The organism is Corynebacterium vitaeruminis (assembly GCF_001054325.1).
In the GTDB taxonomy this organism is placed as follows: Bacteria; Actinomycetota; Actinomycetes; order Mycobacteriales; family Mycobacteriaceae; genus Corynebacterium; species Corynebacterium vitaeruminis_A.
Map to the genome: position 1 here is coordinate 240,169 of NZ_JVVM01000022.1, position 24,543 is coordinate 264,711.

Annotated in this window: 20 protein-coding genes; all 20 read left to right on the top strand. The window is 58.5% G+C overall.

All coding sequences use genetic code 11. The features are described 5' to 3' along the window. Nucleotides 1-40: 40 nt before the first annotated feature. The 20 genes from hpt to ADA16_RS07070 all read left to right on the top strand — a co-directional run bounded on the left by hpt (nucleotide 41) and on the right by ADA16_RS07070 (nucleotide 24,496). The gene (hpt, locus tag ADA16_RS06975) at nucleotides 41-625 is read left to right on the top strand and encodes a hypoxanthine phosphoribosyltransferase (protein WP_048760398.1); all 585 of its coding nucleotides are present in this window, start codon (nucleotides 41-43) and stop codon (nucleotides 623-625) included. Between the two features lie 269 nt (nucleotides 626-894). Next, nucleotides 895-3,606 (top strand): ATP-dependent zinc metalloprotease FtsH, encoded by a 2,712-nt coding sequence (gene ftsH / locus ADA16_RS06980; RefSeq protein ID WP_048760400.1) that lies wholly within the window; start codon nucleotides 895-897, stop codon nucleotides 3,604-3,606. A 9-nt stretch (nucleotides 3,607-3,615) separates the two neighbouring features. Next, on the top strand, nucleotides 3,616-4,191 hold the full coding sequence (gene folE, locus ADA16_RS06985) for a GTP cyclohydrolase I FolE (protein WP_048760401.1): 576 nt from the start codon (nucleotides 3,616-3,618) through the stop codon (nucleotides 4,189-4,191). A gap of 86 nt (nucleotides 4,192-4,277) precedes the next feature. Then, nucleotides 4,278-5,195 carry a dihydropteroate synthase gene (gene folP / locus ADA16_RS06990; protein WP_048760554.1) on the top strand — a complete coding sequence of 306 codons (918 nt, stop codon included), beginning with the start codon at nucleotides 4,278-4,280 and terminating at the stop codon, nucleotides 5,193-5,195. Between the two features lie 5 nt (nucleotides 5,196-5,200). Beyond that, nucleotides 5,201-5,605, top strand: coding sequence for a dihydroneopterin aldolase (gene folB, locus ADA16_RS06995; protein WP_005510214.1), 405 nt, complete (start codon nucleotides 5,201-5,203; stop codon nucleotides 5,603-5,605). Then, on the top strand, nucleotides 5,602-6,114 hold the full coding sequence (folK, locus tag ADA16_RS07000) for a 2-amino-4-hydroxy-6-hydroxymethyldihydropteridine diphosphokinase (RefSeq protein WP_048760403.1): 513 nt from the start codon (nucleotides 5,602-5,604) through the stop codon (nucleotides 6,112-6,114). The genes folB and folK overlap by 4 nt, the downstream gene beginning before the upstream one ends. A 2-nt stretch (nucleotides 6,115-6,116) precedes the next feature. Then, entirely contained in the window at nucleotides 6,117-6,623 is a 507-nt protein-coding gene (locus tag ADA16_RS07005) for a DUF3180 domain-containing protein (protein ID WP_048760405.1), read from the top strand. Further along, nucleotides 6,620-7,870, top strand: coding sequence for a DUF6779 domain-containing protein (locus ADA16_RS07010; RefSeq protein ID WP_048760406.1), 1,251 nt, complete (start codon nucleotides 6,620-6,622; stop codon nucleotides 7,868-7,870). Before ADA16_RS07005 ends, ADA16_RS07010 begins: the two co-directional genes overlap by 4 nt. A gap of 64 nt (nucleotides 7,871-7,934) precedes the next feature. Then, nucleotides 7,935-8,855: a Rossmann-like and DUF2520 domain-containing protein gene (locus tag ADA16_RS07015; protein ID WP_048760408.1), complete on the top strand. Its 921-nt coding sequence runs from the start codon at nucleotides 7,935-7,937 to the stop codon at nucleotides 8,853-8,855. Nucleotides 8,856-8,952: 97 nt separating this feature from the next. Next, nucleotides 8,953-10,071, top strand: a complete 1,119-nt coding sequence (panC, locus tag ADA16_RS07020) for a pantoate--beta-alanine ligase (RefSeq protein ID WP_048760410.1) — start codon at nucleotides 8,953-8,955, stop codon at nucleotides 10,069-10,071. A 151-nt stretch (nucleotides 10,072-10,222) separates the two neighbouring features. After that, the gene (gene panD, locus ADA16_RS07025; protein WP_048760412.1) at nucleotides 10,223-10,639 is read left to right on the top strand and encodes an aspartate 1-decarboxylase; all 417 of its coding nucleotides are present in this window, start codon (nucleotides 10,223-10,225) and stop codon (nucleotides 10,637-10,639) included. Nucleotides 10,640-10,892: 253 nt separating this feature from the next. Continuing rightward, on the top strand, nucleotides 10,893-13,088 hold the full coding sequence (locus ADA16_RS07030) for a PhoX family protein (protein ID WP_048760414.1): 2,196 nt from the start codon (nucleotides 10,893-10,895) through the stop codon (nucleotides 13,086-13,088). Between the two features lie 50 nt (nucleotides 13,089-13,138). Then, on the top strand, nucleotides 13,139-14,671 hold the full coding sequence (gene lysS, locus ADA16_RS07035; protein ID WP_048760415.1) for a lysine--tRNA ligase: 1,533 nt from the start codon (nucleotides 13,139-13,141) through the stop codon (nucleotides 14,669-14,671). Between the two features lie 344 nt (nucleotides 14,672-15,015). Continuing rightward, complete coding sequence (locus ADA16_RS07040) at nucleotides 15,016-16,308, top strand: purple acid phosphatase family protein (protein WP_239659381.1); 1,293 nt, start codon at nucleotides 15,016-15,018, stop codon at nucleotides 16,306-16,308. Between the two features lie 122 nt (nucleotides 16,309-16,430). Next, nucleotides 16,431-17,837 (top strand): acyl-CoA dehydrogenase family protein, encoded by a 1,407-nt coding sequence (locus tag ADA16_RS07045; RefSeq protein ID WP_048760418.1) that lies wholly within the window; start codon nucleotides 16,431-16,433, stop codon nucleotides 17,835-17,837. A 42-nt stretch (nucleotides 17,838-17,879) separates the two neighbouring features. Further along, nucleotides 17,880-19,091, top strand: a complete 1,212-nt coding sequence (locus tag ADA16_RS07050) for an acyl-CoA dehydrogenase family protein (protein ID WP_048760419.1) — start codon at nucleotides 17,880-17,882, stop codon at nucleotides 19,089-19,091. Nucleotides 19,092-19,402: 311 nt separating this feature from the next. Next, entirely contained in the window at nucleotides 19,403-20,350 is a 948-nt protein-coding gene (locus ADA16_RS07055; protein ID WP_152680735.1) for a hypothetical protein, read from the top strand. Then, entirely contained in the window at nucleotides 20,343-20,945 is a 603-nt protein-coding gene (locus tag ADA16_RS07060) for a hypothetical protein (RefSeq protein ID WP_048760422.1), read from the top strand. Before ADA16_RS07055 ends, ADA16_RS07060 begins: the two co-directional genes overlap by 8 nt. 64 nt (nucleotides 20,946-21,009) lie before the next feature. Beyond that, the gene (locus ADA16_RS07065) at nucleotides 21,010-21,717 is read left to right on the top strand and encodes a hypothetical protein (RefSeq protein ID WP_048760423.1); all 708 of its coding nucleotides are present in this window, start codon (nucleotides 21,010-21,012) and stop codon (nucleotides 21,715-21,717) included. A gap of 10 nt (nucleotides 21,718-21,727) precedes the next feature. After that, nucleotides 21,728-24,496, top strand: a complete 2,769-nt coding sequence (locus tag ADA16_RS07070; RefSeq protein WP_048760425.1) for a vWA domain-containing protein — start codon at nucleotides 21,728-21,730, stop codon at nucleotides 24,494-24,496. Nucleotides 24,497-24,543: the final 47 nt, after the last annotated feature.

Sequence of the window (24,543 nt, forward strand, 5' to 3'; positions counted from 1 at the left end):
CCATCGACACGCCGCCATAGAAGTGCGGAAAGGAAATGCGATGCATGATGTGAAGGATTTCAACGTCCCCGCAAACCCCTACGGCGATGAGGTAGAGGCAGTTCTTATTGGCGAAGAGGAGCTGCATGCTCGCATTGCCGAGATGGCGCATCGTGTGAATGAGAAGTACAAGGATGCCGACAGCGATCTGATTCTGGTCGCAGTGCTCAAGGGTGCGGTTTTCTTCCTGACTGACTTTGCTCGTCAGCTCAGCATTCCCAGCCAGATGGAGTTCATGGCAGTTTCCAGCTACGGAAACTCCAGCTCGTCGTCAGGCGTTGTACGTATTTTGAAGGACCTGGATCGCGATATTGAGGGACGTGATGTCGTGATTGTCGAGGACATCATCGACTCCGGCCTGACCCTGTCCTGGCTGATGAAGAACCTGCGCAACCGCAATCCGCGCTCGCTGGAGGTCATTACGCTGCTGCGTAAGCCAGAGGCCGTGCGCACCAATCTGGATGTTGCGGATGTTGGATTCGACATTCCGAACGAGTTCGTCATCGGTTACGGCCTGGATTACGCCGAGCGCTACCGCGATTTGCCGTACGTCGGCACGCTTCACCCGCGCGTTTACCAGAACTAGGCCAGTCTTCGGCGTTTCCTGCACGGTGCCGATGCTTTACGACGGGCATTGCGCGCGCACCCTCACGCTGTTCTAGCTGTGTTCCAGCTATGAAGAGTAGGAGTTGGAAACTTTTTTCGGTTGTGACGCGTTATACCTACTGTGGGGTCAGGTGCCATGAGCCCTGGCCCCATGTTGTGTCTTTGATGCGTCTTCGAGAAAAACTCGTTGATGCGTACAATTAATAAAAGCAACTAATAGATGTAGAGAGCGAAAAGCGAACCCACTGTATGGACAAGAAAAAGGTGTTCCGGTTTGCCACCGTTGCCGGCATCATCCTGATTATCCTCTTTGCTATTACCCAGCTGGCGGATGATTCCCGGGAATACCGCGAGGTGGATACGTCCGTAGCCCTGACCGAGTTGGACAAGGGCAACGTCACGGAAGCTCAGATTGACGATCGTGAGCAGCGAATTCGCCTCACCCTGAAGAAGGGCGTGGAGGTCGAGGGTACTGAAGATGTCACGAAGGTGATGACCAAGTACCCAGCACGTGCGACCGACCAGGTCTTTGACAAGGTCACCGCCGCTGAGGGTATGGAGAAGTTCGATACCAAGGTCACGCAGGATTCCTTCCTGATGTCCACCTTGGGCTTCCTGCTGCCGATGGTGATCTTCTTCTTCGTCATCATGTACTTCTTCAGCCGCATGCAAGGCGGCAAGAACGGCATGTTCGGCTTTGGTGGCAACCGCGCCAAGCTTCTGAATAAGGAGACCCCGACAAATACGTTCGAGGATGTTGCTGGTGCCGATGAGGCCGTCCAGGAGCTCGACGAGATTAGGGATTTCCTGCAGCATCCGGCTCGCTACGAGGAACTCGGTGCGAAGATTCCGCGCGGTGTCCTGCTCTACGGCCCGCCCGGTACCGGTAAGACCTTGCTGGCCCGCGCCGTCGCCGGTGAGGCCGGAGTGCCTTTCTACACCATCTCGGGTTCGGACTTCGTCGAAATGTTCGTCGGTGTCGGTGCTTCTCGTGTCCGTGACCTGTTTAACCAGGCAAAGGAAAACAGCCCGTGCATTATCTTCATCGATGAGATTGATGCTGTGGGCCGCCAGCGTGGCGCCGGCATGGGCGGCGGTCACGATGAGCGTGAGCAAACCCTGAACCAGCTCCTGGTGGAGATGGACGGCTTCGGTGACCGCCAGGGTGTGATCATCATGGCTGCAACCAACCGTCCGGATATCCTCGACCCCGCACTGCTGCGCCCGGGCCGCTTTGACCGCCAGATTCCGGTGGGAGCACCAGACCTGAAGGGCCGCGAAGCAATTTTGAAGGTCCACGCCCGGAACAAGCCGCTGGGCCCGGATGCAGACCTGAAGTCGCTGGCCAAGCGCACTGCCGGTATGAGCGGTGCCGATTTGCAGAACGTGCTGAACGAAGCCGCGCTGCTGACCGCTCGCGTCAATGGCAACATCATTACTGCGGATGCGCTGGAAGAGGCGGTCGACCGTGTTATTGGTGGTCCGCGCCGTACCTCCAAGGTGATTTCCGAGCAGGAGAAGAAGGTCACCGCCTACCATGAGGGTGGCCACACCTTGGCTGCGTGGGCACTGAAGGATATTGAACGCGTTTACAAGGTCACCATCCTCGCCCGTGGTCGCACCGGCGGTCATGCGCTGACTGTCCCCGAGGATGACAAGGGCATGTACAACTTGCCAGAGCTCTTCGCTCGCCTGGTCTTCGCCATGGGTGGTCGCGCTGCCGAGGAGCTGGTCTTCGGCCTGCCGACGACCGGTGCTTCTGCCGATATTGAGCAGGCCACCAAGATTGCTCGTGCCATGGTGACTGAGTACGGCATGTCGCCAGAGCTCGGCCCGGTGAAGTACGGCGAGGAGCAGGGCGATCCGTTCGTCGGCCGTGGTGGCAGCGGCACTCTGGACTACTCGCCAGATGTGGCGGCGAAAATTGATCAGCAGGTCCGTCTGCTGATCAATAAGGCCCACGATGAGGCCTACACCATCTTGAAGGAAAACCGCGACACCCTCGATGTGCTGGCTGAGAAGCTGCTGGAGAAGGAGACCCTGCGTCGTCCGGATCTGGAGGTTATCTTCACCGAAGTCGTTCCGCGTGAGCGCCTGAACTTCTTCGACAGCGATACCAAGCATCCGGCCGATGGTCGCGAGCCTGTGAAGACTCCGGTGGAGTTGGCGATCGAGCGCGGTGAGGAGCCGCCGAAGCGGGTCAACATCTTCGCACCGGTGCGTCGCCGCGAACCAGAGAACCAGGACACGGGCAACAACGGCAATGGCCAGGGGCCAGCGGGCTCCGTCGGCTCCGGTATCGCTGGCGCCCCGGGTCTGCCGGGAACTCAGCAGGACCGACCGAATGTTCCGGTCTACGGTGGCACCCCACCGCCGGCTGGTTGGACTGCACCGGGTTGGCCGCCGAAGGATACGGGCAGTGCACATGGGTCGGCTCCGGCACCAGCACCGGCGCCGGGTCCTCGCCCGCAGGGGCAGAGCCAGCCGGGTTCGCAGAGTCCCCAGGGCAGCCCCCGCGGCCAGCACCCGGGCACTGCTAACTATCCGGCAGGCGCCCCGAACTCCGGCTCGAAGGCTACCGGTGCAGCTAGCAGCGGTAGTGACGGCGGCAATAACAGCGGCGCCGGCAATAGCGGTGGCAACGGCCCTGCAAATATCCCGGCTCCGCCAAAAATGCCGTGGGGCAGACACAGCGGGCGTCACCGCCAGGACAACTCCGGCAGCGACACCACCCCGACTACGGTTATGCCGTCGGCGGGACAGCAACAGGAGCTGCGCGGATTCCGCCTGCCGGATAACGAGCAGCCGGAATACCCGGAGCGCTCGGCTAACGCGAAGAGTGCCGACAACTCCGATGACAAGGGTGCACAAAAGCACGATTCGGAGAAGGACGGCGTCGTCAAGCGAAACGAAGACAACAGCGCCTGGCAGGACAAGCCGGACACCAACGAGGAGCGATAAGTACACATCATGGAGCGCGAATTCGATCAGGAGCGAGCCGAAGCTGCGGTTCGCGAACTGCTGATTGCCGTCGGTGAGGATCCCGACAGGGAAGGCCTGAAGGAGACACCGGCGCGAGTGGCGCGAGCCTACCGTGAGGTTTTTTCGGGCCTGTTCACGGATCCGTCTGAGGTGCTGGCGAAGACCTTCAATGAAGATCACCAGGAACTCGTTTTGGTCAAGGACATCCCGATTTACTCGACCTGTGAGCATCACCTGGTGCCGTTCTTCGGTGTTGCCCACATTGGTTATATTCCGGGTAAAGACGGTCGCGTGACCGGGCTGTCGAAGCTCGCTCGTCTGGTCGATGGCTATGCCAAGCGCCCGCAGGTGCAGGAACGTTTGACCAGTCAGGTTGCAGATGCCTTGGTGGAACGGCTGAATCCGTCCTCGGCAATTGTCGTTATTGAGGCGGAGCACCTCTGCATGGCCATGCGCGGTATCCGCAAGCCGGGGGCACGCACGGTGACATCCGCCGTCCGCGGTGGTTTCAAGTCGGATGCTCGCTCGCGTGCAGAGGCAATGGCGCTGATCCGCAAGAGCTAGCGCAACAGTTAAGTGGTCGATTGGAAAGGCTGGACAACAAGGTGACTGAATCGCCCGTGCAAGCGCAGGCAGAACAGCAGGCGGAGATGGGTATCGAAAATCAGCTCTGCAAGGTGATGGGCATTGTCAATGTCACCGAGGACAGCTTTTCCGATGGTGGCCTGTACAAAACCTTCGACGCGGCGATTGCCCATGCGCACGAACTGGTCGACCAGGGGGCGCATATTCTCGACATCGGTGGCGAGTCCACTCGCCCGGGCGCACACCGTGTCTCTGAGGATGAGGAGATTGCCCGCGTCGTGCCGGTGGTTCGCGAGCTCGCGGCGGAGGGGCATCTGGTCAGTGTCGATACCATGCGCGCAAGTGTGGCACAGGCTGCGATCGCCGAGGGCGCAGTGTTCATCAACGATGTCTCCGGCGGTCTCGCAGACCCCAACATGTACACAGTCTGCGCCGACGCCGATGTGCCCATCTGCCTGATGCACTGGAAGACCGACCGCTTCGGCTCCGCTTCCGGGCGCGCCGAAACACACCCGGATGGCATCGTCGCCGATGTCCGTGAGCACCTGCTCCAGCTTGTCGACGGTGCCCTGGCCGCCGGCATCGTCGAGGAAAATATTGTCCTCGACCCGGGCTTGGGCTTTGCCAAGAACGCCGATGACAATTGGGCACTGCTCCACGGCCTACCTGAGCTTATAGACCTCGGTTTCCCCGTGCTGGTCGGCGCCTCTCGCAAGCGTTTCGTTGCCGCCGTCGGTGATGAGGCTCGCACGCCAAAGCAGGCCGATGCTGCGACTACCGCAATCTCCGCATTGTCCGCAGCTGCGGGGGCGTGGGCGGTTCGAGTTCACAATGTGGCCGATAACCTCGACGCAGTGCGTGTGGCACAGGCATGGAACCTCGGCCGCTCGCTGACGGGCTACACCGCGGCTGGCGACTATCCGGAGGGCGGCTCCAACCGCGCCGCGCAGAGCGCCGAATCGGCCCCAGAAGGAAACGAGTAACCACAGTGGCTGATCGCATTGAACTCAAAGGTCTGAAAGCCCACGGCTACCACGGTTGTCTCGACTTCGAGCGTCGCGATGGACAGGACTTCATCTGTGACGTCACCCTGTGGCTGGATTTCTCCGGTGCCGCCGCCAGCGATGAACTCGACGACACCGTCAACTACGCCGATATTGCAGCCACTGCGCACGGAATTTTGACCGGCACTCCGCGTAACCTCATCGAAACCGTCGCGACCGAGATCGCCGAAGCAGTGCTTGCCGACGACGATGCCCGCGCTGAGCGCGGACTGTCCCCCCTGTTGCATGCAGTGGAAGTGACCATTCACAAACCGCATGCGCCCATCCCGCTCGACTTTGATGATGCTGCGGTGACCGCCCGCCGTTCGCGGAAGAAGCGGTTGGCATGATTCGCGCAGTCCTCTCCATCGGTGCGAATATGGATCACGCACGAGAAAACCTGACCGGCGTGCGCGACTTCTTCGCCGATGAGCTGGTCGCGGCCTCAAAGATTTTTGCCACCCCGCCTTGGGGTGGAGTAGAGCAGGGTGACTTCCTCAATGCCGTGCTCATTGTCGACACGCCTCGGACACCAATGGAGTTACTGGAAGCTGGTTGGAAGCTGGAAAATGACGCTGGCCGAGTACGAAAAATTCACTGGGGCCCGCGGGCTCTTGACGTAGACATTGTGCAGGTCATCGACAAGGAATCCGACGAGGAAATTATCTCCACCGATTCGACCCTGACCCTGCCACATCCATGGGCAGCTGAGCGTGCCTTTGTGCTGGTGCCGTGGCTCGATGCCGACCCGGACGCAGAATTGGAGGGTGTTCGGGTCGCGGAACTCGTCGATAAGCTGGCACCCGAAGACGTAAACGCGGTGCGCCTGGCAGACAGTGCGGATGGAGAAGGGGCCTAGAGATGAAACCGACCTCACCGATTACGTTGGCAGCATCTGCGCTGGTTCTCGCGCTGGCGTCATGGATGATTTTGGCACAGTTTTTCGGTGTGCTCGGACCTCGCAGTTGGTGGGATCTTGGGTTTCCCTGGCTGCTCACGGCCGTCTGTGTGACGGCAGCGCGGTGGATTAAGTCGGTGCTCAAAGAAGGGAAGGTCGGCCAGGATCGCAGCCAGGTGCAGCCGTTGACGTTGTCGCGATGGCTGGTGGTTGGCACAGCATCCGCGTGGTTGGGCGCGATTCTCGGTGGCATGTACGCAGGTGGCGTGCTGTGGGCCGTGCCCAAGTGGACGGAACTTGCGGCTGCACAGGCCGATGGCCCCATCATGATTGTCGGCACAATATCCGGAGTTTTGCTAACCGCAGCTGGGCTGTGGCTGGAAAAAGTGTGCCAATTGCCAACTGATGGCGAAAATTCTTCGCCTCCTAGCGGGGAAATGGGAACTAACTCGGTAGGGTGGGAGTTATGACTGACCTCTCCAACGCCGGTAATGACCCGAAGCGCTCGGGCGATGCCGCATATTTTCAGGGCGACGCGGCAGCTACTTCGTCGGATGTGGCTGAGTCTTCGTCTCCGTCTTCGCCTTCCGAAAACTTCTCCGACGGCTTTAGCTCCGGGGATGATGTGGCATATGCCGATCACCAGAGCAACGATGTGACGAACCCCAGTTCTAACGATGGCCTCACGGAGAAGACCGCAGTTATTCTCATGTCTGTGCTGCTGGTGCTCGCGGTGATTGCCAGTATCGTCATGCTCTTTGCCTCCTCGGCTGGCTGGATGAAGGTCGCCGTGCTGCTGGCGCTGTGGTCGGCAGTTATCGGGGCTGTGCTGGTCACTCGATACCGCAAGACCATTGCGCTGGAACGCAAGCGGTTGGAGACCATCGAGGAGCTGCACAAGGTGGAGCTTGACCGCGAGCTGGCAACTCACCGTGAGCAGGAGCTGATTCTCGAGCAGAACTACCTGGACTCGCTCGAAGGCAACAACGACGACAACATTGCCGCGCTGCGCGCAGAGGTCTTTGCCTTGCGTGCCCAGCTGGCTGAGTTCATGGGTGAGGATTTCGACGACGAGCAGGTTGCTCTTCGCGCTCAGGCCGAGCGTCTGCGTGAGCTTGACTCGCCGCAGCAGGCTTCGCCAATGAAGAACCCGACAGGCCACGACCGGCCGACACCACGCGCAACTTCCCACCGCGCTGAAATGACCGCCAACGGCACTGTCGGTGCTCATACCCAGCACGGTGGCACTGGCTCCGCTTCCTCCGCATCCCAGGTTGAAGATGCCGAGGCCACCGACATGCGCCGTACGTTCTCGCCGTCTGGTCAGCCGGTTGACGTCCCCGAAGTCGCTGACTCCAAGGACAACGCAACCGCGGCCAAGGAGAAGTTCTCCACTAACTCTTTCCGCGCTATTAACTGGCAGGAAACCCCGGATGAAGACGCCGATGATGAATTCCAGGGCGGTGCTCACGAGGCATACGGTGCACGGCACCCGTTCGCTGCACCGGAGTCCGCCGACGACTCCGACTCTCCAACTCGCCAGCTGCAGGCCATTCGCGATGAGGACCTTGCAGGAGAGCCAGCGCACGAACAGGCTCAGGAGCCTGCAAGCCACGGTCGACGTCGTGCCGAGGACAACAAGGGCAGCCTGACTGTCGCCGAGCTGATGGCGCAGATGCGTCAGAAGAAGGAGCAGCGCGAGGACGCAGAAGGCTAGCTGCTCACCGAGCGTGCGCTGCCTACTCACCGCGCATAGCTGGTTTGGTCTAACCTAGTCAGTCATGACGCAAAGCCAGCATGATTCCCATCCCCATCGGACAACCGCTCCACGGTTGACGGTGGGGATTATTTCTGCCGGAAAAGTCGGGGTTGCGCTCGGCCAGGCGTTGGAGCGCTGTGGGCACCGTGTCACCCACGTGGTCGCACGCTCACCAGAATCTGTCACGCGCGCGCATCTGCGTCTCCCGAACGCACAGGTCAGTAGCATCGCCGATACGGCCTCCGTCTGCGAGCTCATCGTCATCGCCGTGCCGGACCGTGCCATCGCCGATGTCGCCGAGGAAGTCGCCCGTTACGTTGGCCCGGGACGCATCGTCATGCATACGTCCGGTTCTCTCGGGCGCGCCGTGCTCGATTCGGTCGCGCTCACCGGCGCGCTGACCATCGCCGCCCATCCCGCAATGACGTTCGCAGGGCTTGACGACGACTCCGACCTCCTGACCGGTTGTCCCTGGGGCATCACGGTCGGGGATGAGCTTGCGAAAACAGTTAGTGAATTATTGATTGGCGAACTTGGCGGCCGCCCGGTCTTCATCAACGAACGCCACCGTGGCCTGTATCACGCGGCTATGGCCCACGGCTCAAACGGTTTGGGCGCAGTTGTGGTCGATGCGGTAGAAATGCTCGCAGGCACCATCGGTGAAGATGCTGCAGCCGAAGACACCGATCTAGCTGAGCTGCGTCGTGGCCAAGCCGCTGAACTCCTCCGCCCACTGCTGGAGGCTTCGCTGGACAATGCTTTGAGGTGGGGCTCCCGGGGGCTGACTGGCCCGGTAACGCGGGACGACCTTGGGACCGTCGTCAAGCACGAACGTGAAATTGAAGCGGTGGCGCCGGAGATGGGAACCGCCTACCTGGCCCTTGCCGAGCGTATCGCCGAGCTGCGCGGCGCCAACGAGGTTTTGCGGTACCTACGCCGATGAGCTGAGCGGACTGGCTGTTCTGGTCATCCGGGATGTGGCGTAAGGTATTGCCGTCGGGCGAAAAGTTTGGTCCGGTAGATCTGAACGCGGAGGAAACATGACGGGGTATACCGCCGGAGAGACAACTGTTCACAAGACTATCGCTGGAATTGCGCAGGTCACCCGTGCGTTGCGGAAGACTGGGCGGCCGGTGGTGCTCGTACCTACGATGGGAGCATTACACCAGGGGCACCTTGAACTGGTAGAGGCTGCGAAGACGCTGCCGCGCGCTGTTGTAGTGGTGTCGATTTTCGTCAATCCGCTGCAGTTCGGTGAGGGCGAAGATTTTGACGCTTACCCGCGCACTCTGGATGAAGACGTGGAGAAGCTCCGCGCTGTCGGCGCTGAGCTGGTCTTTGCACCGAATGCGAAAGAGATGTACCCCAACGGTTTCCGTACGACGGTGCAGCCGGGGCCGCTGGCTTCGGAGCTTGAAGGCGCTACTCGTCCGGGGCACTTTGCCGGTGCGTTGACGGTGGTCAACAAGCTTTTCAACATCACCAACTGCACTGACGCCGTTTTTGGCGAGAAGGACTATCAACAGCTGTGCCTAATGCAGCAGATGGTCACTGACCTGAATATGCCGGTGCAGCTGCACGGTGTGCCAGTGATTCGCGAGGCCGACGGTCTGGCTATGAGCTCCCGCAACCGTTACCTCTCCGAGGAACAGCGCAGTCTTGCGGTTACCCTGTCCGCTGCGCTGACGGCCGGTGCTTTTGTCGCAGATCGTGGTGCTGACGCGGTGCTGGAAACCGCGCGTGGTGTGCTCGCCAGCCAGCCTGAGGTCGAGTTGGATTACTTGGAGTTGCGCGACGCTGCGCTCGCCCCGCTTTCCGACGAAACGTTGCGCGGTGACGGCCAGGAGACTGAAGCTCGCCTGCTGGTTGCTGCGAAGGTCGGCACTACCCGTCTCATTGATAATGTTGGCTTGATTCTGGGTGCGCCGCGCCCGGATTCGGTCACCGGTTTTGGTCAGCTGGGGCAGAAGGATGCCGAAATTGCATCGGCGGCTTTGTCGGCTGCGGGACTGGACGGCGAGCTGACTGAGGAAGAGGCCGCTGAGTTGGCTGAGCTGCAGGAAAAGGTTCGAGCTGCTCGGGACGCTCGCCTGAAAGATGAATCCAGCAGGGAAAACCTAAAAAACGTCGGCTTTGGCGCTGAGCAGGACAGTGAGTAGGACTGCTAGCAGGGCAGCGAGCAGAAGTCGTATTTTTCGTGGCTGGCAAGTTGTCGTACTATAGTGTGCCAACTAATAACCTGCCACGCTAAAGGGTGCCGCGGTAGGCGAGCATCCAGGGGAAGCATCCAGGAAGGGACCTACCTTTTTCATGTTCCGCACTATGTTGAAGTCCAAGATTCACCGTGCCACGGTGACTCAGGCTGATCTTCACTACGTTGGATCGTGCACGATTGACGCTGATTTGATGGAAGCAGCTGACCTGCTTGAAGGTGAAGCTGTCGACATCGTCGATATCAATAATGGCAACCGTCTTACCACTTACTGCATCACTGGTGAGCGCGGCTCGGGCATTATTTCCATCAATGGTGCCGCTGCCCGTCTGATTTCGCCGGGTGACCTGGTTATTATCATCGGCTACGGCATGATGGATGATACCGAAGCGCGTGAGTACAAGCCGAATGTCATCTTCGTCGACGAGGACAACAAGATCCTAGAAAGTGGCAACGACCCGGCGGATGTGCCGGAGGGCTCTGAGCTGAAGAATCCGCGTAGCCCAGAGAACTAGATCTAGCCCGCACAGCCCGCGAGCTGGGGTGTCGACTGCGCAGTTGGAGAGAAAAGCCGAGCTGGAAAACCACAACACCAGGGCGTTCACTTTGCGTTAAAGTGTAAGCCATTAGACCGTCAGCTAAAGCTCATTGGCGAGTTGGTTTTTAGAAACCGGAAAGTAACACAACGTCCTTAGCTTCTTAGAGGATCTAAAAGTTTTAGTTATCCATGTCCTCACCTAGTTGAAGCTAAACAAAGGCGGTCTCCTCATGGTTCGTATTGGCAAGAATCTGCTGACGAATTCTTTTGCTACCTCTCGCAGCTCCCTGACCTGTACTTACAAGTGCGGTAATGCTTGTGCTGACGATGCTCCGAATGAGTTCTCTGACAACGAGTACTTCGGTGATGTTGCGAAGCAGGCCTTCTCTCAGCGCGCATTCTCCCGCCGCGCCGCACTGAAGGTCACTGGTGCCAGTGCTCTTGCAGTCGGCGGTGGCGCCGTGCTGGCCGCTTGCTCATCCGACGATTCAGGCAGTAGCGCAAGTAGTGCCGATGCCTCCGGTACCGCTGCAGCCGGTGACGGTAGCAAGGGTGAATCGCCGGAGGGTATGCGTTTCGACGTCGTCAAGCCGAATAAGGAAGACGCAGTCGTTATCCCGGACGGCTACGAGCAGAATGTTCTGATTCGCTGGGGCGACCCGATTCACGAGGGCGGTCCGGAGTTCGACTTCGACAAGCAGACTCCGGAAAACCAGAAGAAGCAGTTTGGCTTCAACAATGACTTCGCTGGCCTGATCAAGGCTGAAGACGGCACTCTGCTGTACGTCTGCTCGCATGAGTACACCACTGAGCCGATGATGTTCCGTGCTTACAAGAAGGAAGATGCCACCAAGGAGCAGGTTGACATTGGACTGGCTGCTCACGGGCAGACCATCCTTGCTGTGGAAGAGGATGACAAGGGCTTCCTGAAGCCGATTCTGAGCGACAAGCGTAACCGTCGTATCACGGGCTTCACCGAGTTCACCGTGGACGGCCCGGCTGCTGGTCACGATTTGCTGAAGACCAAGGCTGACCCGACCGGCATGAAGATTGAGGGCACCCTGAATAACTGCTCCGGTGGTGTTACTCCGTGGGGTACTTACCTGTCCGGTGAAGAGAACGTCGACCAGTATTTCGGCAACGTTGGCAAGCTTGACGACGAAGAAGCTGTTAAGAAGCTCAAGCGCTACTCGGTTAAGAACGAAGAGCTGTCCGACCGCGCATGGGAGAAGTACTACGATCGCTTCGATGTTTCCAAGGAGCCGAATGAGCCGAACCGCTTCTTCTGGCTGGTAGAAATTGACCCGTCAGATCCGAACTCCACCCCGGTCAAGCACACCGCACTGGGCCGTTTCAAGCACGAAGCCGGTCAGATTTACGTCACCGATGACGGCACGGTTGTGTGCTACTCCGGCGACGACGAGCGTTTCGAGTACATCTACAAGTTCGTCTCCTCCCGCAAGGTGAAGGAGGGTGACCTCAAGCACAACATGGGCATCCTGTCCGAGGGCACGCTCTACGTCGGTAAGTTCAACGGTAATTCCGAGTCTGAGATTGACGGCTCGGGTGAGCTGCCGAAGGACGGCCGTTTCGACGGTGACATTGAGTGGCTTCCGCTGATGACCGCCAAAGCTGACGGCAAGCATGAGTCCCACGTTGATGGCCTGACCGCCGAAGAGGTCTGCATCTACACCCGCATCGCCGGTGACAAGGTCGGAGCGACCCGCATGGACCGCCCGGAGGATATCGAGCCGTCCCCGAAGACCGGTAAGGTCTACGCGGCGCTGACCAACAATAAGTACCGCGGCAAGGCGAGCCCGGATAACTCTGGCAAGACTCAGGACAACAAGGCTGCCAAGAAGACTGATGGTGCGGGGCGCCCCTACGAGGACGCGACTGAGGTTGCACCAATCACCGAGAACAAGAATGGCCTTGTTCTGGAGATGGAAGATGACCACGCTGGTACTAAGGGGAAGTGGAACCTCCTGCTAGTCTGTGGCGACCCGAACGAGGCCTACACCTACTTCGGTGGCTTCGACAAGGAATCGGTCTCTCCGATTTCCTGCCCGGACAACGTCGCCTTCGACGAGTACGGCAACCTGTGGGTTTCCACCGACGGTAACGCCCTGGACTCCAACGACGGTCTGTTCGCCGTTGCTGTCGAAGGCGAGCGTCGCGGTGAGACCAAGTGCTTCCTGACTGTCCCGGTTGCTGCTGAGACCTGTGGCCCGCAGGTGTTCTCCAACCGCGTTATGGTCAACGTTCAGCATCCGGGCGAGATTGAAACGGATCAGGGCCACCCGGTCGGCGACAACCCGGATCCGACCACCAACCCGACCTCGCACTGGCCGGATGGTGGCAAGGAGCAGCCACGCCCGGCAGTCGTTCAGGTTGTACGTACTGATGGCAAGAAGATTGGCGTCTAAAGGGCACTCAACTAGCAGGTCGGCGGTGTAGTCGGCTAACCTTTATAGCCGTGACTGACGCGAAGAAGACCCCTGAAAACACCGCCACCGTTCCTGAGCAGCTGCGCGTTCGCCGCGAGAAGCGTGACCGCCTGCTCGAGGCTGGAATTCAGCCGTATCCGGTTGAGGTTCCCCGTACCCACTCGCTCAAGGATGTCCGCGAGGAGTGGGGCCACCTCGAGGCCGGCGAGGAGACTCAGGACGTCGTGACCGTTATCGGTCGCGTCATGTTTATCCGTAACACCGGCAAGCTCTGCTTTGCCGCTCTGCAGGAGGGCGACGGCACCACCCTACAGGCCATGCTCTCCAAGGCTGAGGTTGGCGAGGACGCACTGGCCGCTTGGAAGTCCGACGTGGATATGGGCGACTTCGTCCTCATTACTGGCCGCGTAATTTCTTCGCGCCGCGGCGAGTTGTCCGTGATGGCTACCAAGTGGCAGATGGCCTCGAAGGCTCTGCGTCCGCTACCGGTGTCGTTCGCTGATCTGTCTGAGGACAGTCGCGTGCGCCACCGCTACACGGACCTGATTATGCGCGAGCAGGCTCGCACTAATGCTCTGACTCGTATCAAGGTCATCCGCGAGCTGCGTCACGCGCTTGAGCGTCGCGGTTTCCTCGAGGTCGAAACCCCGATGCTGCAGACTCTGCACGGTGGTGCTGCTGCACGTCCATTCGTGACTCATTCCAACGCTTTGGACATCGATCTCTACCTGCGCATCGCGCCAGAGCTTTTCCTTAAGCGCTGCGTCGTCGGCGGTATGGAGCGCGTTTTCGAGATCAACCGTAACTTCCGCAACGAGGGCATCGACTCCTCGCATAGCCCGGAGTTCGCGATGCTGGAGTACTACGAGGCGTTCGGCACCTACGATGACTCCGCCCGCACCGTCCGCGAGGTCATCCAGGAAATCTGTGTCGCGGTCTTCGGTTCGACGACGGTCACGCTTGCCGACGGTACGGAGTTCGACTTCGGTGGCGAGTGGAAGCAGATTGAGATGTACCCCTCGCTGAACGAGGCGCTTGCTCGCAAGTTCCCTGGTCAGCCGGAAGTCACTATTGACTCCACGGTCGAGGAGCTCAAGGCAATCGCCGATGTGATTGGCCTTGAGGTTCCGGAAAAGGGCGGCTGGGGCCACGGCAAGCTGGTAGAGGAAATCTGGGAGCTGCTCTGTGAAGATCAGCTTGACGGTCCTATTTTCGTTCGCGACTTCCCGGTCGAGACCTCTCCGCTGACTCGTCAGCACCGCTCCAAGCCGGGCGTGACCGAGAAGTGGGATCTCTACGTCCGCGGCTTCGAGCTGGCTACCGGATACTCCGAGTTGGTTGACCCAGTTGTCCAGCGCGAGCGCTTTGAGGATCAGGCACGTCTGGCAGCCGGTGGCGACGACGAGGCCATGGTTCTAGACGAGGACTTCCTGCAGGCAATGGAGCAGGGAATGCCACCGACCACCGGTGTGGGTATGGGCATCGACCGCCTGCTGATGGCCCTGACCGGCCTCGGCATTCGTGAAACTGTGCTGTTCCCGATTGTGAAGCCGGAAGCGTAAGCGACGCTTCTTTTTCGCATGAAGTTATTCAAGTAGTGGTCAGCCGGAAAATTACGGCTGGTCGGTGAATTCATGCGTAGTTATCCCGGTGTTATCACTGGGATTATCTTTATCCCGTAATTTCTTCATCCATGACTTCGGTAAATGGGAATAAGAAAATTAATCGGCGATCCGTATTGCGCTTGGGAGCAGCAGCGGGAGCGGTAGCAAGTGCAAGTGTCGCAACAGGGGCTGTAAACAGTGTCGGTACTTCAGCAGTAGCATCGGCGGCTCCGAACCAAGCGTCGTTCCCACTGACCGGTTTGACCAGTGGCCTCGTGGTGACGGACCTTGAAGTCGTGACTGTGACCGATACGTCGGTTACCTTTTCGTGGGCGACGTATGCAGGCCCACATCCAGCGTGGGGGAAGCTGGCTCCGCTGGCGCCGGCTGACACCGAGGTCGCACTAGCGCCAGTCGATGCTGGCACGGGCGGTGAGCTTCCCGTGGTACATAAGGACGAGACGCAGGTGGGCTACCACTTTGTGACCGTCGATAAGCTGCAGCCTGGAACCACGTACCGTTTCGAATGTCGGTCGAATGGGCTGGTCGCCGAGCCGGGATTGATTACGCGAAACCTCCCCAATACGCCTGAGCAAACTGGACAGTTCACGACGTTGGTCGCTCCGGAAGGGGAGTATCTGACCACGATTGCCATCCTCAACGACACGCATATCGGCGAAAATGGGCACGGTATTGTTGTCGGCAATTTGCCTGCACCTATTTTCCCTGAAGCCGGTGCGGCACCGTACCCCGAGGTCATGTTGACGGCTGCTCTCGCTGAGATTCGTGGGATGGGAATTGAAAAGGTTTTCGTCAACGGTGATGCCACGTCGGAGGCACGTCCGGCGGAGGTGCGTCGATTTGCAGAGATCATGAACACCTTTGGCGCTCAGGGGCAGCAGTGGTTTGTCACCCGCGGCAATCACGATCGTCCGCATAAGCCGGAGGCCGACCCGTCTGCTGGCTACGACGAGTTCCCAGTTTTGGAGGGGACCGAGGATCATCGCGATCCCTTCGGAGTCCTCCTGGGGCGTCCGCGACAGGAACTGTGGGTCACTCAGCAGGGGCCGGTCCGCGTCATCGGTCTGGATTCGTCGAAGTTGGATCAGTCCGGTGGAGAGATTAGCCCGGAACAGTTCGATGCACTAGAGCAAGAACTACAGCGCGACCCCAACAAGCCGACGGTTGTGCTGGCTCATCACCCGATTACTTCCGAGGCTGGCTGGACAAATGCTGCCGGCCCCATATTCATTCTCAATAGCGCTGATGCACGACGTTTGCAGCAGCTGCTTAACGACGCTCCGGGTGTATTCTTCGCGGGGGCAGGTCACACCCATCGTGCGAAACGCACTCGTGGCGATATTGGTGCCGGTGTTGATTATTTGGAGACTGGCGCGTGTAAGGCTTACCCCGGTGGCTATACGTTACTGCATGTCTACTCCGGTGGTTACCAGGTGAACTTCCATCGTCTGAGCAGCGAAGATGCGCTCGCGTGGACCGCGCGTGCTCGTTGGGCGATGTATGGCTTCGAACCGGAAGCTCTGCTAGGTGCGCTCTCTGATCGCAACTACGTCGTTAACCGCGTTATCGCCTGACAAGTTAGAAACCTGAAAGTTTTCTGTTACTTGACATTGTTTTTCCAAATCTTGTGACAGCAGTCACGCGATTGATTTATTGTTATGCCAGTAATAGTTCTGACTCGAAAGGCCATGATCACATGAGCGAGAAGAAGAACCGCGAAGATTCGACTGTCGGCCGCAACAACCCTGGTCGCGACGCTATCGGAGCGGCAATGCGGTTCATTACGTCGATTACTGGTTCGGACTTCGCCCAGAAGTACGACCTTCAGCCAAAGATCGACCGCGTGGTGTACCAGTCCACCAAGTCCGGTTTCAAGACCCTTGGTGCCGCGAACCGTCAGTTTAAGAAGATTTCCGGTTCCGGTAAGCCGGAGCGTCCGGCTGAGGAAGCCCAGGCTGCACAGGAAGCCGCAGCTGAGGAGAAGGCAAAGAAGCTCTTCGACCTCACCCCGACCGAAGATCAGCAGATGATCGTCGAGACGGTTAAGGAGTTCGCTGAGTCCCGCCTACGCGAGGCCGCTTACAAGTCCGATCACGAGGCAACTCCGCCGGAGAACCTCGTCGCCGAGGCCTCTGAGCTGGGCGTCACCATGATCAACGTCCCGGAGGCTTTCGAGGGCATCGCTACCGGTGAGGACGTCACCACCAACGCGCTGGTCGCAGAGGCTCTGTCCTACGGAGACATGGGTCTGGCTCTGGCTGTGCTGGCTCCGGCCGGTGTCGCCGCCACCCTGACCGCGCACGGCTCCGACTCGCAGCAGAAGACCTACCTGCCGGCATTCGCTGGCGAGAACGTCCCGGCTGCCGCTGTTGTCCTCGCAGAGCCGCGCCCGCTTTTCGACGCACGCAAGCCTGAGACCACCGCAAAGCGCGAGGGCGATTCGCTGGTCCTCAACGGTGTGAAGTCCTTCGTTCCGAACGCCGGTGCAGCTGAGCTGTTTGTCATCGGCGCTGAGCTCGAGGGTAAGCCGGCTCTGGTTATCGTTGAGTCCGACACTGAGGGCCTCCACGTTGAGGCTGACCCGTCCATGGGTCTACGCGGTGCCGCACTGGGGCGCGTCATCCTGAAGGATGTCAAGGTTCCGGCCGAGAACATTCTCGGTGGTGCCAGCACCTCTGCTGAGGACCGTGAAGAGGCATACCTCGACATTCTGCGTCGTTCCCGCCTCGGCTGGGCCGCGCTTGCAATGGGTACTTCCCAGGCAGTTCTCGACTACGTCATTCCTTACGTCAACGAGCGGCAGGCATTCGGCGAGCCGATTTCCCACCGCCAGGCAGTGGCCTTCATGGTTGCCGACATCAAGATTGAGCTCGATGGTCTCCGCATGATCACCCTCCGCGGTGCTTCTCGCGCTGACCAGGGTCGTGGTTTCGCTCGCGAGGCAGCTCTGGCTAAGACCTTCGCTACTGAAAAGGGCATGAAGATTGGTTCCGATGGTGTGCAGCTGCTCGGTGGACACGGCTTCACCAAGGAGCACCCGGTTGAGCGTTGGTACCGTGACCTCCGCGCAATTGGTGTCGCCGAAGGCGTCGTCGTTCTGTAAACCGCTAGATACTTCAGCCGAAAAGAATTAAGAGGAAAGAAAATGATTAACCTCGAACTGCCGAAGTTCCTCAAGGCGGGCGCGTCCCAGTCGCATCAGGCCGCCGCTGAGATCTTCCGACCGATTTCCCGTAAGTACGATCTCGCTGAGCACGAGTACCCGAAGGAGCTCGACACCCTTGCCTCCATGATGGACGGCATGGCAGACGGTGGCCGTGGCTTCTCCGGTGCATCCGGTGGGCGTGGCGACGAAAAGAAGCCGAAGCGCACCGGTGTAAAGAACGGTGGCAACATGGCTTCGCTGCTCAACGTTATTGAGACCTGCTGGGGTGACGTGGGTCTGACCCTGTCCTTGCCGTACCAGGGTCTGGGTAATGCAGCTATCGCAGCTGTTGCTACTGATGAGCAGCTGGAGGCTTTCGGCAAGACCTGGGCTTCCATGGCTATTACCGAGCCGTCCTTCGGTTCTGACTCCTCCGCTGTTTCCACCACTGCCAAGCTCGATGGTGACGAGTACGTCATCAACGGTGAGAAGATTTTCGTTACCGCGGGTGAGCGTTCCGACTCCGTCGTTGTGTGGGCAACCCTGGACAAGTCCAAGGGTCGTGCTGCCATCAAGTCCTTCCTGGTGAAGAAGGGTACCCCGGGCTTCACCGTTGAGCGCCTGGAGGAAAAGCTCGGTATTCGTTCCTCGGATACCGCAGTGCTGCGCCTGGACAACGTCCGCGTTCCGAAGGAGAACCTGCTGGGTTCCCCGGAGATCGACGTTAAGAAGTCCTTCGCCGGCGCAATGGCAACCTTCGACAACACTCGTCCGCTGGTTGCTGGTATGGCCATCGGTGTCTCCCGCGCTTCGCTGGAAGAGCTGCGTCGCATCCTCGAAGAAGCTGGCATCGAGATTGACTACGATGCACCGGCACACACCCAGAGTGCTGCTGCAGCTGAGTACCTGAAGCTGGAGTCCGACTGGGAGGCTGCATACCTCCTGGCTCTGCGCGCTGCGTGGATGGCTGACAACAAGCAGCCGAACACCCTGGAGGCTTCTGAGTGTAAGGCCAAGGCCGGCCGTGCTGGTACCGAGATCTGCTTGCGTGCCGTTCAGCTGGCAGGCACCTTCGGTTACTCCGAGCGTAACCTGCTGGAGAAGTGGTCCCGCGACGTCAAGATCCTGGATATCTTCGAGGGAACCCAGCAGATTCAGCAGCTGGTTGTTGCTCGCCGCACCCTGGGGCTGTCCTCCAAGGAACTGAAGTAGTCCTTGTCCGCGATAGCAATCGATAGGATGCCTAGATTGCTGCGCTGGTAACTGTTCAACCGCAGATAGGCGCCCGCACTACCGTTACGGTACTGCGGGCGCCTATTTTTGTAGATCAACTGATTCCTAATATTTGAAATGCGCAAATAAACACTGGGTTAAAAACGTTAAGCTGACAAGCTTCTTCCGCTTAGAAGTGCGTATAAAAACAGAATCACAGCGGGGGGATTGTTCGAATTACCGTGTGGATAATCCGGTCCCCGCGGTAAGGTAAGCAAAGAATAAGAGCTCTGTGTGAAAGGAATTCAGCGGTGAATCAGCAGCCACGTCAGGGGGGAAGCTGGCAGCCACATGGCAATAGCGGTCAAAATGCAGGCTGGGGAAGCGCTCAGCCTAATTCGGGTTGGGGCGGATCTCGGCAATCTCCAGGTGGTGGCACCGCCACTCCTGGGAACAATGCTCAGTGGGGTGGTCAGGCCGGAGTGAATGCGGGCGTTCCTCATGCTGCTGCACCTCAGGGGGGACCTGCGACGGCAGAACCTGCAGCCACTAATTCGGCACCAGAAGCTGCGGGGAAGGACAAAAAGAAGACCCGTAAAGCGGGGCCGAAGAAGGCGCCGCTCGCCGGCTGGCCCAACTTCGCGCAGATAGCGCTTGCTCTTGTTATTGCGGCGCTTGCTCTATTTGCATTTTCCTATTTGCAAGATCTCGTTACGGACTTCGATCGGTTCAGTTCTCTTCTGGTTTATATCCAGTTTGGTCTCTATCTCGGGCTCGGCCTTGTTTTTGTTTTTATTCGCTGGCTATCTAGCGATACCCGGCCATTTCTGTGGGCGTCGATGTTGGCGGTTGTGTGGCTGAGCATATTCTTCTTGCGCATGGATAACCGCCCCTGGATGCTGGGAATCCTGGTGCTCTTGGCGGGAATCGTTTTTCCAATCGCGCTCTTGTTTATGGGCATCATTGCGGATGCGCGAGGTGAGCGGCTGGGTACTGCCGGAGCCTACTTCCTCTCGTTGTTGTTCCCAATCGCTGTTTTTGGCTTGTTTGCATTTTTCTATCACTTAGCCACAGGCGGGCAGTCAGGTGGTCAGGAAATCCGCGTTCCTTGGGTTGCACCTTGGTATCTCACGCCGAACCTTCATCTAGCTTTCATGCAAATACTGGGGAAGTTTCCTATTGGTCAATTCCTTGCATTCATCTTTGTAGTGTCTTGCTACCTTCCAATCGCGAGCCGACGGAGTGCCTCCAATGACTAATCAGAACCAGAATGTTGAGACAACATCAGCTTCGGTGGCCGCGAAGTCTGAAGTAATGCCAAGGCTTGTGCTTCTGTTTATCGCACTCGTGATTGGTGCGATTGTTGCATTTTCCTTTGGCCACGCTGTCAATGTCTACGGCTATCGCATGGAACAGAGCGCCATCAAGCTTCAGGGAAATCCAGAGCAGTTTGAAAAGACTGATGGTGGAAAGCTCAGCGTTACCACTGATCTTAAGGAAGTTTCGTATTCATTGACCGATGATCTCGAAGCCGAGACTTTTAAAGAGTTGGAAAACTCGAAGCCGGAATTCTATTTAAGGTTTAACTTCACTGAGGAAGAGCTGACGAAATCTCATTCCTATAGCTACTGGCGTTTGGCGACAGAAGACGGCAAGTGCGAGCGAATTCTTCTCGACGGAAACCCCGTATCCCCGGAGAAAGATAGTCCCAGTGCTGAACCGGCAGAAGAAATTGCTGCAAAAAGGGAAAATAGAGAACCCGTTGTGGTGTGTAACTACCCGATTGATTTCGACGACTACTTCACATGGAAGATCACCAAGCCCGAAGAGCAGAAGGACTGGACCAACAAATAACCACCGCCGAGCGTAAACGGTAGTGAGCAAAAGGCGATTGGAATAAGGACACAGGTTTTCAGATATGACTAATGGATTTGGCTCAGGTGGATTTGGTTCCCAAGGGGATTCCGGTCAGAGCAACTCGGGCTTCGGAGCCCAAGCAGGCTCTGGTGGATGGGGTGCTGCTCCCTCTGAAAATGACAACAACGGCAATGCTGGCGGATTTGGGTCTGGCGATAGCTCGTTCGGTCAGTCATCAGGATCATTTGGGCAGGCACCGAACTCGTTTGGGCAAACTCCGAATTCTTTTGGTGGAGGCTCCGGCTTCGGTCAGAGCGGTTTTGGCCAGAATAGTTTTGATACCGATGCCCCGACCTCTGCGTTCGCGCCTCAGGGAGATTCGGCTAATGCTGGTCAAGTGGATACAGGTGCTGGCGCTAGTACCGGTCCGCTGAAGTTCGGCACCGGTCCCTGGCACTGGGTGGCCACCGCTATCGGGTGCGCAGCCGTTGGCCTGATTCTCGGTATTGTCGCCTACTTCACCGCGTCGTCGGCAAGCTCTTTCACCAGCACGACGTTTAAGGCGATGGCCTTCGTCGGCTGGGTGATTGGTGGCATCCTGACCTTTATTTTCCTGGGTCTTCATGTAGTGGAGGACAACAAGCGGCGCGCGAGCGGCCCGTATATCGAAAATGCAACGCAGGTGTTGCTCTACCGCGTGGCAGCGTGTGTCGGCCTTATCGCCATTGTCGTAACAGCAATTGAAATTGCCCTGGTCTTTGCAAAATAGGAATTCGTTGATGTCTAAAACTTTTTATAAGAAGGCTTTTGCCACTGGCGTTCTGGCATCTACGGCCATTGTGTCCTCGAGCCTCGGTACCTTTGCCAATGCACAGGAGAACCCGGACACGAATCAGAACGCAGCTCAGCGTCTGGCCGCGTGTATCCAGGGTTCGAAAAGCGCTGACATTTTGCTTGTAATCGACGAGACCGGATCACTCGTTGGTAAGGGGTCTAACCCTCAGGCGACCGACGCTGAAGGAAAACGTGTCGATGCAGCGATGAACTTTGCGCGTGAGATGGCTCGCTACGCCGATGACAACAAGGCCGCAATTAATATCAAACTCGGTGGCTTTGCTGACGACTACCTACCTCACGGTGGTTGGCAGAAGCTCGCGATTGATGGAAACGGCACGAACGTAGACCGTGATATCGAAGCGTTTAAGGACCGCACGGACGGCGAGTATACCGACTACGCCAAGGGTTTGGATGGCGCTGCCGAAGCCGTAAGCGATGGCACATCAGACTGTAAGGCGATTCTATTTTTCAGTGATGGTTTCCCCACACGTGAAGCCGGTGGCGCTGAGGCTGTAATGCAGGATGTCTGCCGACCAGAAGGCGCTGTTGGACGTCTGCGTGCAGCCGATACGTTGATTTTCACAGTCGGCTTGGCACCGGAGAAGTCCGCAACGGACACTCCTGATTTGCGCCGCATTTCTGAGGGGGATTGCTCGGACAGCGCCCCGAGTGGTCAGCACTTGTTCGCCAACAACCCCGGTGAACTTATGGCAGCCTTCCGTCAAATGGTTCCCGACGGTGGATCTGTTGAAGCTGAGCGCGGTTTGACCGAAAAGCAGGATTTTACGCTCGACAATTCGATTGACAATGTTCGCATCAGCGCGCAGCCGGATTCTGCAGTCGAGGGAGCTGACAAGCTGACTCCAGTTCTCACAGGTCCCGATGGGCAAGAGGTTGAACTCAAGCCCGGCGCCCAGACAGTCGCGGGCAACGAAGTCAATGTCGTCGAAAACGCCAACGTCCCGGGTGGCTATGACATCGATTTAGCCAAGGGCGGTGACGAGTGGGCTGGGCAGTGGAACTTTGGGTACAAGCCACAAGAGTCGTCGGAAGGCAAGTACCACGTCAAAATGACGATTGAGCCTGGTCTTTCCATCGCGGTTGATGGCAGCGATGATAGTCCGGCGCTATCGCTGAAGTCCGATCAGCCGCTGGCTGTCAGCTTGTTGAACAAGGAAGGCCAGCAGCACGGCCTTGAAGGCACCGCGGATTTGGCCGCTGAAATCGTTGGTGAAGACGGTACAACCGTTCCACTGGGTAACCACGACATCCACACCGGCCGAGTTGAGATCCCACTGCAGGATATCGACGATGCCGTGCGGGGCACGCTGCGTCTTAGTGCCACGATTGCCACTAAGCCCTCTGGTGATGGGCCTGGTACGCAGCTAAAGCCAATCGTCTATGAAAAGCCGATTTCTGTCGTGCCGGCCAATGCGCCAAACATCCCGGGTTCCGCGATCTTGAATATGAAGGGCACCGAAGGCAGCTTTGAGATTCCTGTTACGGGGCCGGGTGAGGTCTGGATTGAGCCCGGCGCAATCGACACCAACGGCACCCAGATTAACTACTCGGCAAATCACGATTCCGCGAGCCCGCTGAAGCTCGGCAAGGGTGAAACAGGAAAGATTCTGGTCACCACCAAGGTCGACAAGGCCGTCGATGCCCCGATTAATGGAGCATCCGTGCCGGTCGCTTTCAAGGATGCCGACGGCAAGGAAGGATCCCCAGCGCAGGTTGCTGTGAACGGTTCTGTCAACGCGCCGGTTAACAAGGTCGTTTTCGGCACCACACTCGTTATAGTGCTGCTACTCGGCCTGCTTATCCCCATTGGTTTGCTCTACCTGATCCGCTTCCTGACCGGTAAGATTCCGACAAATCCGGGACTTCACGTACTGCGTATTCCAGTGTCTGCGCGCGACTCGCAGCTGCTGCGACAGGACACCGGACGTGAGTTCGACGTTGATTACCAGAATGATTTCATCAACGCTGTGCGCACTAAGTCGACGGGCAAGTCCCTTGATGCCGCAGGTCTGCCAATCAAGGTACGTACCGGATGGAACCCGCTGGCACCGGTGCAGGCAGTTGTCGATGCTGAAGCAAGTGTCAGCGATGACGGCAAACAGGTCGGCCGCCGAGCCTCCCTGCCACTGGCCGTCCACAACCGCTGGTTCGCATATGTGGATCAGAATAACCCGGCAGATCAGGCCATCATTCTGCTGTGTGATGAGAGCATGTCGCCCGAGCATCTCGCCACCGTGGTCGAAGAAATCCAGAGCAAGGGCGCGAGCCGTATTACCAAGCTCGCGCAACAGGTTGGCGAGCAGGGTGCGCCGTCATCAAGCACTGGCGGTGCGCCGGGGGCTGCCGCGTCTGGCTTTGCGACGGCCCCTGGAGCGTCCGCTGCCCCGGAACAAAATAACGGCGGTTGGGGTCAGACCCCTGTACCTGAGGCACCGAGCCAGCAGGATTCCGGTTGGGGTGCGCCTGCTAACGGAGCCAGCAACGGATCCGATACCGGGTTTGGTTGGGGACAGGCCGATGGACAGGTTTCCGATAACAGCGACGACACGTCCACACAGGCGTGGGGCGCAGTAGGTGATTCGGGGAATAACTCCGCGTCCGGTGGCTGGGACCAGACCTCCGGTGGTGGCTGGTCTGACTCCGGCTGGGGAACCGATCAGCAGGACAATAATGGCGGATTTAACCGCTAGACGTCGCAATCACGACTAATACAGATAGAACTGAAAGGCTCATTCTT

Bases quoted from the DNA above. Each gene is read 5' to 3' on its own strand.
- ADA16_RS07070 (WP_048760425.1), top strand. From the start codon at position 21,728: ATGTCTAAAACTTTTTATAAGAAGGCTTTTGCCACTGGCGTTCTGGCA.
- ADA16_RS07065 (WP_048760423.1), top strand. From the start codon at position 21,010: ATGACTAATGGATTTGGCTCAGGTGGATTTGGTTCCCAAGGGGATTCC.
- panD (WP_048760412.1), top strand. From the start codon at position 10,223: ATGTTCCGCACTATGTTGAAGTCCAAGATTCACCGTGCCACGGTGACT.
- hpt (WP_048760398.1), top strand. From the start codon at position 41: ATGCATGATGTGAAGGATTTCAACGTCCCCGCAAACCCCTACGGCGAT.
- ADA16_RS07050 (WP_048760419.1), top strand. From the start codon at position 17,880: ATGATTAACCTCGAACTGCCGAAGTTCCTCAAGGCGGGCGCGTCCCAG.
- ADA16_RS07045 (WP_048760418.1), top strand. From the start codon at position 16,431: ATGAGCGAGAAGAAGAACCGCGAAGATTCGACTGTCGGCCGCAACAAC.
- folE (WP_048760401.1), top strand. From the start codon at position 3,616: ATGGAGCGCGAATTCGATCAGGAGCGAGCCGAAGCTGCGGTTCGCGAA.
- folP (WP_048760554.1), top strand. From the start codon at position 4,278: ATGGGTATCGAAAATCAGCTCTGCAAGGTGATGGGCATTGTCAATGTC.
- folK (WP_048760403.1), top strand. From the start codon at position 5,602: ATGATTCGCGCAGTCCTCTCCATCGGTGCGAATATGGATCACGCACGA.
- ADA16_RS07015 (WP_048760408.1), top strand. From the start codon at position 7,935: ATGACGCAAAGCCAGCATGATTCCCATCCCCATCGGACAACCGCTCCA.
- ADA16_RS07060 (WP_048760422.1), top strand. From the start codon at position 20,343: ATGACTAATCAGAACCAGAATGTTGAGACAACATCAGCTTCGGTGGCC.
- ftsH (WP_048760400.1), top strand. From the start codon at position 895: ATGGACAAGAAAAAGGTGTTCCGGTTTGCCACCGTTGCCGGCATCATC.
- ADA16_RS07005 (WP_048760405.1), top strand. From the start codon at position 6,117: ATGAAACCGACCTCACCGATTACGTTGGCAGCATCTGCGCTGGTTCTC.
- ADA16_RS07010 (WP_048760406.1), top strand. From the start codon at position 6,620: ATGACTGACCTCTCCAACGCCGGTAATGACCCGAAGCGCTCGGGCGAT.
- panC (WP_048760410.1), top strand. From the start codon at position 8,953: ATGACGGGGTATACCGCCGGAGAGACAACTGTTCACAAGACTATCGCT.
- ADA16_RS07030 (WP_048760414.1), top strand. From the start codon at position 10,893: ATGGTTCGTATTGGCAAGAATCTGCTGACGAATTCTTTTGCTACCTCT.